Genomic DNA, 11,289 nt, shown 5'->3' on the forward strand with positions numbered 1-11,289 from the left:
GGTTACGAATCTCCATCTACCTATTCCCATGAGAATCCTCAAGATCCAAACCTTACGCGGCCCAAATTACTGGAGCATTCGGCGGCACAAGCTGATCGTCATGCGCCTAGACTTAGAAAACCTTGCCGAAACACCCTCTAATGAAATACCTAACTTTTATGAAGGATTAGTAGAGGCGTTGCCAAGTCTAGAGGGTCACTACTGCTCCCCTGGCTGTCGTGGTGGTTTTCTAATGCGGGTGCGAGAAGGCACCATGATGGGTCATATAGTGGAACACGTAGCCTTGGAACTCCAGGAATTAGCGGGAATGCACGTAGGTTTCGGTCGCACCCGTGAAACTGCCACACCTGGAATTTACCAGGTAGTGCTTGAGTACCTAAATGAAGAAGCGGGTCGCTATGCAGGACGGGCAGCAGTTAGGCTATGTCAAAGTATTATTGACCGGGGACGTTATCCCAAAGCCGAACTAGAGCAAGACGTTCAAGACCTGAAAGACTTTTGGCGTGATGCATCCCTGGGACCTTCAACAGAAGCTATTATCAAAGAAGCGGAAAAACAAGGTATTCCCTGGATGCCTTTACCAGCTAGATTCTTAATTCAATTGGGCTATGGTATCCATCAAAAACGGATTCAGGCCACAATGACCAATAACACAGGCATTCTTGGTGTCGAACTAGCTGGTGATAAAGAAGCTACTAAACGGATTCTTGATGCCAACGGTGTACCAGTTCCTAGAGGTACAGTCATCAATTTCTTTGATGATTTAGAAGAAGCCGTTGAATATGTTGGTGGTTATCCTATCGTTATTAAGCCTTTAGACGGTAATCATGGGCGGGGTATCACCATTGATATTCGCACATGGGAAGACGCTGAAGCCGCTTATGAAATGGCTCGACAGGTTTCTCGGTCAATCATTGTTGAGCGATATTATGTCGGACGAGATCATCGGGTATTGGTAGTTAATGGCAAAGTAGTTGCTGTAGCAGAGAGAATCCCCGCTCATGTTGTGGGTAATGGCAAATCTACGGTTACAGAACTAATTGAAGAAACAAACCTTGACCCCAAGCGTGGTACCGGACATGATAACGTCTTAACTAAGATTGAATTAGACCGTACCAGCTACCAATTACTAGATAGGCAAGGGTACACCATCAATAGTGTGCCACCCCAGGGAGCAATGTGTTATCTGCGAGCTACAGCCAACTTGAGTACAGGTGGTAGTGCTGTAGATCGTACAGACGAAATTCACCCAGAAAATCTTTGGTTAGCAGAACGGGTAGTCAGAATCATCGGTTTAGATGTGGCTGGGATAGATATTGTGACTTCTGATATTAGCCGTCCTTTGCGAGAATTAGATGGTGTAATTGTCGAAGTCAATGCTGCTCCTGGTTTCCGAATGCACGTGGCTCCCAGTATTGGTATCCCCCGCAATGTCGCCGGCGCAGTCATGGATATGTTGTTCCCCAATGAACAATCTGGACGGATTCCTCTTCTCTCCGTCACTGGCACAAATGGTAAAACCACTACGACTCGCCTGTTAGCACACATCTATAAGCAAACAGGTAAAGTAGTAGGATATACAACTACAGATGGTACTTATATCGGTGATTTCTTAGTAGAATCAGGAGATAATACAGGTCCCCAAAGCGCTCATGTTATTCTTCAAGATCCGACCGTAGAAGTGGCAATATTAGAATCAGCTCGTGGTGGTATTCTGCGCTCTGGGCTAGGTTTTGAAAATGCTAATGTAGGTGTAGTATTGAATGTATCTGCTGACCATTTGGGCATTGGTGATATAGATACTATTGAGCAATTGGCACATCTAAAAAGCGTAGTTGCTGAAGCTGTCTTCTCTGATGGTTATGCGGTACTCAATGCCGATGATCACCGGGTAGCAGCTATGGCAGAAAAAACTAAGGCGAATATTGCCTACTTCACCATGAATCCAGACTCGGATCTGGTACGGAAGCATATCCAAAAAGGTGGAGTGGCCGCAATCTATGAACATGGTTATCTGTCTATTGTCAAAGGTGATTGGACTCACCGCATCGAAAGAGCAGAAAATATTCCCTTGACAATGGGTGCAAGAGCGCCATTTATGATTGCTAATGCTTTAGCAGCTAGTTTGGCAGCATTTGTGCAGGATGTCACCATTGAGCAAATTCGCACTGGTTTACGCAGCTTTCGCGCTTCTGTGAGTCAAACCCCAGGACGGATGAATTTGTTTAATTTGGGTGAATACCATGCTTTGGTAGATTATGCCCACAATGCGGCTAGTTATCAGGCTTTGGGGTCATTTGTCCGTAATTGGACAACGGGACAGCGCATTGGTGTGATTGGTGGTCCTGGCGATCGCCGTGACGAAGATTTTGTTACTCTAGGTAAGTTATCAGCAGATATCTTTGACTACATTATTGTTAAAGAAGATGATGATACTAGAGGCAGACCTCGTGGTTCAGCTTCAGATTTGATTATTCAAGGGATTACCGAAGTTAAGCCTAATTACCGCTTTGAATCAATTTTGGATGAAACCACAGCTATTAACAAAGCCTTAGACATGGCTCCTGATGGTAGTCTGGTGGTAATTTTGCCAGAAAGTGTAAACCGGGCTATTCAGTTAATTAAGGTGCGGGGTGTACAGGAAGACATACAGCCACAGCACTCAACTAACAATGATTTCCAAAATGGTTTAGCACCTTCTTCTGTTGTTAATACGTTAATTTAGGAGATCGTCTCTTGTTTGTAAATTGCCCTCAGACTCATGAATAATTTAAGTCTGGGGGTTAATTGACGGTATGTAAGAAATAGTAAAATATTTAATGCCCGCACGATACTAAATTAATTTGACACTCTCAGGGAAGACAGCCACTGAGATTCTACTGACAGAATTAGATTAAGAGTTTAGCTCAATCTAATCTCGCTGCGACCGTCAAACGCCGCCTGAACGAGCTATAGTGTACACACAAGTGATATTATTAACCAAAACAAGTGCTGGCGACTAGAAGTCGCGGCTACACAGACAAAGTCCACCTTCGTGGACTAATGGAAAATCTAGCGTTTCAAACCCACGAAGGTGGGTTTTGCCTGTGTAGATGCGGTTCCTAACCACCGATTTAATGTTAATAGGACTTATGTGTACACGGCAGGACGCGGAAGAGAGGGGAGGAATTTCTCCCCTCAAATTGACCTATTCCCAAACCTAACTTTTAACTGCTAGGGTTAGCAGAAGGTTCACGGTAAGCTGTTTTCAACTTAGGTTTAATACTACCACCACCGCTACTGCGTCTTTCATCGTTACCTTTACCTTCTTTTGACCAAGAAGAACGGACACCACGGACACCACCACCGGAACCACGTCTTTCTGGTTCACGGTCTCCACCACCATCACCACGTTTGTTAATTCTGGGTTTGGGTGTTGGGCTTTCGTCCACAGGTAAATCCACACCTGATATTAACCAAGCGGGACGGGTTTGATCGTAGGCGATTTGTAAAGCAGCAGCAGCGATCGCATGAGCATCATATTGCTCAATCATTTCGCTGATAATGGGCAAGAAGGAAGCTAACCGTTCACCAGTTAAAGCTTCGGCAACTTGTGCTTTCAATTTCTGAATGTGCTGCGCTTCAATCTGTGCCTTGGTAGGAATAGAGAGAATTTGCCAAGTTTGACGATTATGGCGTTCAAATGCCTGTTGTTTGCGGCGTTCAAAAGATTGGACTAAAGAAATTGCAGTTCCTTCTTTTCCAGCCCGACCAGTCCGACCAATGCGGTGAACATAGGTTTCCACACTATCGGGTAAATCAAAGTTGATCACATGAGAAAGTTGATCAACGTCCAAACCCCGTGCGGCAATATCAGTAGCTACAACCCAACGAACTTGACGGTTACGAAAACGAATTAATAAACGTTCCCGCGCTTGTTGGGACAAATCACCATGATATTCATCCACACTATGACCAGCAGATTGTAATTGACTGGTTAATTCGGCGGCTGTGCGACGGGTACGAACAAAGATTAAAGCTGTTTCTGGATCTTCCATTTCCAGAATTGGTTGCAAAGCTTTAGCTTTTGTCCAATGACGAGGAATCATGTAAGCCACTTGATTGATTTTATTCGGTGCGGCTTTGGGTTGTTCAACGGTGACAGTAACCGGTGAGTTCAAAAATCTATTTACCAACATCCGAATTGATGGTGGCATTGTCGCTGAAAATAATGCTGTTTGGCGTTCTTGGGGCGCTTGGGAAAGAATTCTTTCCACATCGTCAATGAAGCCCATGCTTAACATTTCATCAGCTTCATCCAAGACAAACCACTTGACTTGATCAAGCTTCAAGTTACCACGGTCTAGTAAATCTATCACCCGTCCTGGTGTCCCCACGACGATTTGCGCCCCACGTCTGAGTTGCATGATTTGACGGTCAATTGATTGACCACCGTAAATAGCCGCCGCTTTCAAGTAACTGTTACCAATAAACTGGGAAACAGCCGCATGAACCTGAATTGCTAACTCACGGGTTGGGGTTAATACTATTGCTTGTACAGCTTTGAGGTTTTCATCTAATCGTTCTAAAATTGGTAGAGAAAAAGCTGCGGTTTTGCCTGTTCCTGTTTGCGATTGACCAACTACATCCCGACCATTTAATAGTTGAGGAATAGCTTGGGCTTGGATATTTGTAGGTTCAGTAAAACCCATGTTTTCTAACAGTTGAGCACGTTCTTGGGAAATGCCTAATTCTTGAAATGATAAATTCATTAACGCTCCTAGATTTGATTGTAAATTTTGTACTTGTAAACCGATACTTATTTGTAAATTAAGTCTTATACAACAGTAGATAGCAGACGGGAAGATAATCTATCACTATTGATAACTTGACCATAAAGGTCGTATGCATCGGCACTTTGAATCGCTACTTTGACGATGGTTCCTAGCCTGGCCTCGCCTGTAACATAGACTTGACCATCAACTTCAGGAGAAAATCTCCCAGAACGACCGATTAATTCTCCACTTCCTGGATTTTCTTGTTCAATCAGGACATCAACTATTTTGCCGACTTCCTGTTGATTTTTCTGGAAGGAAATTGGCTGTTGCAATTCCATTAGTTGATCATGGCGTGCTGCCATTACTTCTGCGGGAATTTGATTGGGTAGATTATAGGCGGGAGTTTCTTCTTCTGGTGAGAAGGTAAAGACACCAACATGATCAAATTTATGTCGTTGGGTAAACTCTAATAAATGTTGAAAATGCTCCTGTGTCTCTCCAGGAAAACCAACTATAAATGTGGTTCTTAGCACTGCTGATGGTAGGGCAATTTTCAGCCGTTCCATAATCCCATCATTTATCTGGCCTTGCCAAGGACGATTCATGGCGCGGAGAATTTCTGGATGGGAATGTTGGAGAGGCAAATCCAAATATGGCAAACAATTGGGGGTTTCTTGGATAGCAGCAATCACATCCGGTGTAAGTCCGGTGGGATAAGCGTAGTGCATCCTAATCCAAGGTATATCTACTTTTCCTAAAGCCCGCAACAATTCGGCTAATTTTGGTTTCCCGTAAATATCTAAGCCGTAATTGGTGGTGATTTGGGAAATGAGAATTATTTCTTTGACACCTTGACTTGCCAGTTGTTGGGCTTCGGCAACTATTGATTCAATGGTACGCGATCGCTGATTTCCTCGCAAATGAGGAATAATACAAAATGCACACCGATAATCACAGCCTTCTGCCACTCGCAGGTACGCTACTCCTTCAGTTGTTGTCCGATAACGGGGTGTATTTTCATCGGCAATATACGTGGGTTCAGCAGTAATTTCTTTAACTCTTTCTCCCCGTTCGGCTCGCTCGATGACATCAACTATCTTGTGATAATCCCCTGTCCCTACTACCGCTACTGCTTCTGGCAATTCTTCCAATAATTTTTCTTGGAAGTGTTGCGCCATACAGCCAGTAATCACAATTTTCTTATTGGCTTCCGCTAGTTCTACTAGGGTTCTTACTGATTCCTGTCGAGCCGCTTCGATAAAACTACAGGTATTAACAATGACGTAATCTGCTACTTCTTCGTTACTATCAACACCATAGCCTGCTTCTACTAGCAGCCCTAACATATGTTCCGTATCAATTCGATTTTTCTCGCAGCCCAGGTGAGAAATGGCAATCGTTGGCTTTTCACCCATATTTTGAATAAATCTTCCGTTTTTGCTTGTTAATTAACATTCCAGCATTGGATCGGAAATACATAAATATTAGGATATTACAGATAAATAAAGTACACAGTTTTAATCTATGTAACTAAAAATCAAGGAGATTTTACTCCTGACTCCTGACTTCTCCTAATAATTCCCACCCAATTACCCGCTACCAATTACCAGATTTAACCTATATAACTAGCAACTTTAACTAGTAAAAGCCAAACTACAACCTTTGACTATCATTTTGATAGAGGCCATGATACTTCTACTAATTTGTTTCCCAGGGTAATCTTAAGTGTCTTTGGGTAAGTCTGACACTCATAATATTTTTAACAATTCGCTTAATGGTATTTTGGATTACCGCAGCGTGGGCGTTGTTAATTTACCCGTTGGGAAGCCGACCAAGAGGTCTGTTTTGAGAAGCCGCTACCCAACTGGGGAAATCGCAATGGCGACTACGCCTATCAAGCAGTAATGCTACTCGGACATTTATAATTAAATGCCGGGAAGCTGCCTTGCATCTTGTGAGTGGCAAACTCCTCTTGTCATCAGATTCTATCTTAACATATCTTATGGAAGGTTGAAAGTTAATTTCTATCTTGAGGAGGAGGCAAAAACCTGACCATAAAAAAACTGGTGAGGACTGACGCTCCAAAGAAAGGAAAATTTTTACTTACCACCTGCTATATCTAGTTTAAGCAAGGAAATAGCTAATTGGTGAAATTACTATCTCTGATCTGTTTCGGTGTTCCCGAAAGCAATTTATATTAGTACAAGAAGACAAACGGCTGCAATGCCCAGAAAATCTACATTTTTTTGTTTGATTCTCGCTGTCTAGTTATTGATACTATTTTGTTGCCCCCTCGTCTGGAGAGTGGGGATAGACAAGCACTCCAGGCTGTGACAAATAAATTAAAGACGTGGACTTAAATCAGTTATTTACAACCCGAACACCGATTATTGGCGTAGTACATCTACTACCCCTTCCTACTTCAGCCCGTTGGGGAGGTAGTCTCAAAGCAGTGATTGACCGCGCCGAACAAGAAGCCACAGCCCTTGCTAGTGGAGGAGTAGATGGGATTATCGTTGAGAATTTTTTCGATGCCCCATTTACCAAAAATCAAGTTGATCCTGCTGTTGTGAGTGCCATGACTGTGGTTGTCCAACGAATCCAAAATTTAGTAACTGTGCCTCTGGGGTTAAATGTGTTACGTAATGATGGCAGAAGTGCGATCGCTATTGCTAGTTGCGTTAATGCCCAATTTATTCGAGTTAATGTGCTTACAGGTGTGATGGCAACTGACCAAGGATTAATTGAGGGGGAAGCCCATCAATTACTGCGATATCGTCGAGAATTAGGATCTGATGTGAAAATTTTTGCTGATGTTTTGGTAAAACACGCCCGGCCGTTGAGTTCTCCTAATCTCACTGTTGCTGTGAAAGATACGATTGAAAGAGGTTTGGCTGATGCGGTAATTTTATCGGGTTGGGCTACAGGTAGTCCTCCTGACCAAGAAGATTTGGAATTAGCGACTGCTGCTGCTGCTGGTACTCCTGTGTTTATTGGTAGTGGTGCAAGTTGGGAAAATGTGGGGACTCTGCTACAAGCCGCAAATGGGGTGATTGTTTCTAGTTCTCTGAAACGTCACGGTCAAATTCAGCAACCAATAGACCCCATTCGCGTCAGTCAATTTGTAGAAGCTGCCCGCAGAGGAGATATCGTCAGTGTCTGAACTATGATTTTTGTGATTTTTGTGATTTTTGTGATTTAGAGGATATTTTCAACCATCCTCTAAATGACCAATGACTAATGACTAATGACTAATGACTAATGACTAATGACTAATGACTAATGACCAATGACCAATGACTAATGACCAATGACTAATAACTAATATTATGATTCGTCGTCGTTCTACTCCTTGGATTCATAAATGGTCGCGGCCGATGATAGGAGCGATCGCTGGATTTGGTATCCTGAATACAGGTTATCTCACCTATGAAAAACTTACCGGTAGCACTCCGGTTTGTACTACACCGGAAAATGTTAAGAGTTGTGTGGATGTCCTTTCTAGTCCTTGGGCTACGGTTTTAGGTCAACCATTACCTGTATTTGGTTTATTGGCATACATGGGGATGTTCATATTGGCTTTAGCTCCCTTAGCACTAAACCCAGGAGAAAATCACAAAAGTCAAAAACAATTAGAAAATTGGACTTGGTGGTTGCTGTTTGTGGGAGCGATCGCTATGTCAGTTTTCAGTGGATACTTAATGTATGTTCTGGCATTTCAACTCAAAGCTATTTGTCCTTACTGTATTGCCTCCGCCTTGTTTGCATTAACCATGTTAGTGTTAACCGTGATGGGTAAGGATTGGGAAGATATTGGACAACTTTTATTTACTGCTTTGATTGTGGCAATGGTGACGTTAATTGGGACTTTAGGGGTGTATTCTCAAGTCAGTCCATCAGGTAATATTACTGAATCAACTGATGGCAAACCCACAGCAATTACCTTTACTCCTAAAGAACAACCAAATCCTCAATTTGGCTGGGAAATTACCACTAAATCTGGTGCAGCAGAAATAGCCCTAGCCCAACATCTTGTAAAATCTGGTGCTAAGGAATATGTAGCCTATTGGTGTCCACACTGTCACGAACAAAAGCTACTTTTTGGTAAAGAGGCTTATCAAATCATTAATGATAATTCTAAGGTAGAGTGCGCTGGCGATAGTCCCAATGGTAAACCAGAATTATGTAAAGCTGCAAAAATCGAAGGTTTCCCGACTTGGATTATTAATGGTAAAACCTATAGCGGAGTCCAGACTTTAGAGGAACTAGGAAAAATCACAGGTTATACAGGTCCAAAAAACTTTAAATATTTCCGGTAATACCCAATGCTATGGGTCATTATAGCAGTATAAATCCGAACGAGATAAAGTCAGTAAATCAAAAACCCGTAGGGGCGCAGGGCCTGCGCCCTCTGTTATATTGAACTCAACTTTTACGTGCGATTCCAGCCTAAATCTATTTAAGAATAAAGTTTGTGATCTGGATCTAGCCAAACAATATAAAACACATTCTCAATAAAAAAACCATGAACTCTACCATATTCGTTGGATGAAAGTTGAAACTGATATGGTGTATCTACTAACTGTTCTTCATTGAGAAGACCAAAACCATTTTCAGTGGTATCTTTCCAGTTTATAGGATGACAACGCAAATTTTTGGCATTCTTTACCGTCATTTCGTTGACTGTTATACTTGATAAATCCCGCAATCTCTGAAGCAAAGTTTGTAAATATTTAGCATCTTTATCTTTAATTGAAAACTTATTATTATCATATTGAAAATAAGTATAGGAGAAACTAATTCCTTTCGTACTTTCAATTTTTGTAGGGTTTATCCCTAGTGATGAACTTTGATTAATATTCAGTTTTTTAATTTTATTCTTTTTCTGCGGCACGTTGCTTGTAATACTCCCTCATTGACTCTTTACTAATAATTGCATTACAGGGGGCATCCATAGGCAGATTACCTCTAGCATTAATCCAAGGATCTTCTCGATGAATCATTTGCTCTAACTCAAAAGTATCACAACCGAAATAAATTTCTGTTACTTGTTCCAAAAGCTCCTTAATTTCATCAGAGAAACTTGGTTTTTCGACTTCTTTTAAAATTGGCATCCATGCAAATTGTTTATATTGTTCATATAATTTGGGAATTACTGAACCATGAATCCATGCTTCAAAATCATCATCAAATAAAGGTTGATCATAAATAGCTAAATACCAAGCCTGAGCATAATAAACAAGTTTTTGCAGTTTCAAATTGCTGATATATGAGCCTGTTTCCCTAGCTTGCCAAATAAAGTAATTGGCAATTGTTTCTGCTGTTAATTGTGAAGTTTTGACTGTTGAAATCATGATACTAATTTAAACATATAGAGCGGTATGCACTTGAATGAGATAAAGTCAGTAAATCAAAAACCCGTAGGGGCGCAGGGCCTGCGCCCTCGACTGTGTTGCATCCAACCAATAACTGCTACATTCCATTTTATCGAATCGCTGTAAGACCCCCGCCTCAAGGTCTCCTAGGCGGGGGATGTAAAGCGGTTCAAAACGCAGCACTAGGCAGATAAATATTGAGCGTTAGCGAAATAGAATCTGCATAGTAGCTAAGTTTTTAACAAATCATGATATACTATTTATATACCAAAGTTAGACATAAATGATCGTATTTGAGGCAAAACTTGAAGGACTTGACGAGCAGTATCGAGCGCTTGATGAAGCGATTAGAACTGCTCATTCGTCGTCTTGCCTTAGTTGCTGGTGTTGCTACTCTCAGCGCTGTTGCTTTTAGCCCTAAAGCCCAAGCTCAAACTACTAACGTTGATTTTACTGGTTCAATTCCTGCAACTTGCACCATTAACAGCACCACCAATGGAACTTTGGCTTTGAAATCCCCTAGCGCCCTTGTAGCTTGGGGGGGGGGGAAACCAAGCCGCAGGCACACCAGGAAGTATCAATGTTAGTTGTAATGCAGGTACAACCTTCACAATCAACTCTATTACTAATAATGGTACTGCTGCTGCGATATTCTCTAATCTATCCAATAATGCAGCAATATACGACCCATCTGGTAATATCATTGCTAATTATGCTGGTGGAACTCCCACTAGCGCTCTTCAGGCAGGACCTATTGCTAATAACAATTATAGGATTGATGGGACTGTTGACAATTCAGGTGGGGCGCAAATGCTAATACCTTGCAAGAATTAAATTTAAAATTACCTTAGAAGGTATTTTAAAAGTATTAAACCCACTTTCCGTACTTCATTTTGTAATACGCGAATATTTCCATAATTTTATTTTTTATCGTTCAATAAAACACATATTTTATCCATAATTTTAGGTATTAATATTGAACAATCTAAGCCTTATTAGGAATAATTCTTGAAAATATGGATACTACATTGTGAAGTGCGGAATATGGGTTACCAATATTATGATTCGTCGTCGTTCTACTCCTTGGATTCATAAGAGACTTCCAATTTAAAAAATATCCCAAAATTTCTTGTAGTGCGGGCATACTATGGCTAACG

The 11,289-nt window shown here is 41.6% G+C and carries 8 protein-coding genes; 4 read left to right on the forward strand and 4 right to left on the reverse strand.

Going from position 1 to position 11,289, the window contains the following annotated elements; genetic code table 11:
- Positions 1–28: 28 nt before the first annotated feature.
- Complete coding sequence (cphA, locus tag EZY12_09760) at positions 29–2,725, forward strand: cyanophycin synthetase (protein QSX70606.1); 2,697 nt, start codon at positions 29–31, stop codon at positions 2,723–2,725.
- 481 nt (positions 2,726–3,206) lie between these two features.
- Here cphA and EZY12_09765 read toward each other — a convergent pair whose 3' ends face one another.
- Together EZY12_09765 and rimO are read right to left on the reverse strand one after the other, a co-directional pair.
- Positions 3,207–4,751: a DEAD/DEAH box helicase gene (locus EZY12_09765; GenBank protein QSX69832.1), complete on the reverse strand. Its 1,545-nt coding sequence runs from the start codon at positions 4,749–4,751 to the stop codon at positions 3,207–3,209.
- Between the two features lie 65 nt (positions 4,752–4,816).
- A complete protein-coding gene (rimO, locus tag EZY12_09770; GenBank protein ID QSX69833.1) occupies positions 4,817–6,172 on the reverse strand; it encodes a 30S ribosomal protein S12 methylthiotransferase RimO in 1,356 nt (451 codons plus the stop codon).
- Between the two features lie 935 nt (positions 6,173–7,107).
- Here rimO and EZY12_09775 point away from each other — a divergent pair.
- Positions 7,108–7,920 (forward strand): BtpA/SgcQ family protein, encoded by an 813-nt coding sequence (locus tag EZY12_09775; GenBank protein ID QSX69834.1) that lies wholly within the window; start codon positions 7,108–7,110, stop codon positions 7,918–7,920.
- A 166-nt stretch (positions 7,921–8,086) separates the two neighbouring features.
- A complete protein-coding gene (locus EZY12_09780; protein QSX69835.1) occupies positions 8,087–9,076 on the forward strand; it encodes a vitamin K epoxide reductase family protein in 990 nt (329 codons plus the stop codon).
- Between the two features lie 140 nt (positions 9,077–9,216).
- Here EZY12_09780 and EZY12_09785 read toward each other — a convergent pair whose 3' ends face one another.
- Positions 9,217–9,465 (reverse strand): hypothetical protein, encoded by a 249-nt coding sequence (locus EZY12_09785; protein QSX70607.1) that lies wholly within the window; start codon positions 9,463–9,465, stop codon positions 9,217–9,219.
- 166 nt (positions 9,466–9,631) lie between these two features.
- Positions 9,632–10,111 (reverse strand): DUF4065 domain-containing protein, encoded by a 480-nt coding sequence (locus tag EZY12_09790; protein ID QSX69836.1) that lies wholly within the window; start codon positions 10,109–10,111, stop codon positions 9,632–9,634.
- A 326-nt stretch (positions 10,112–10,437) separates the two neighbouring features.
- Between EZY12_09790 and EZY12_09795 the strand changes: the two genes are divergently transcribed.
- Positions 10,438–10,719, forward strand: coding sequence for a hypothetical protein (locus EZY12_09795; GenBank protein QSX69837.1), 282 nt, complete (start codon positions 10,438–10,440; stop codon positions 10,717–10,719).
- The last annotated feature ends 570 nt before the right edge of the window (positions 10,720–11,289 follow it).

It is taken from the genome of Dolichospermum sp. DET69, from assembly GCA_017355425.1.
Lineage (GTDB): Bacteria > Cyanobacteriota > Cyanobacteriia > Cyanobacteriales > Nostocaceae > Dolichospermum.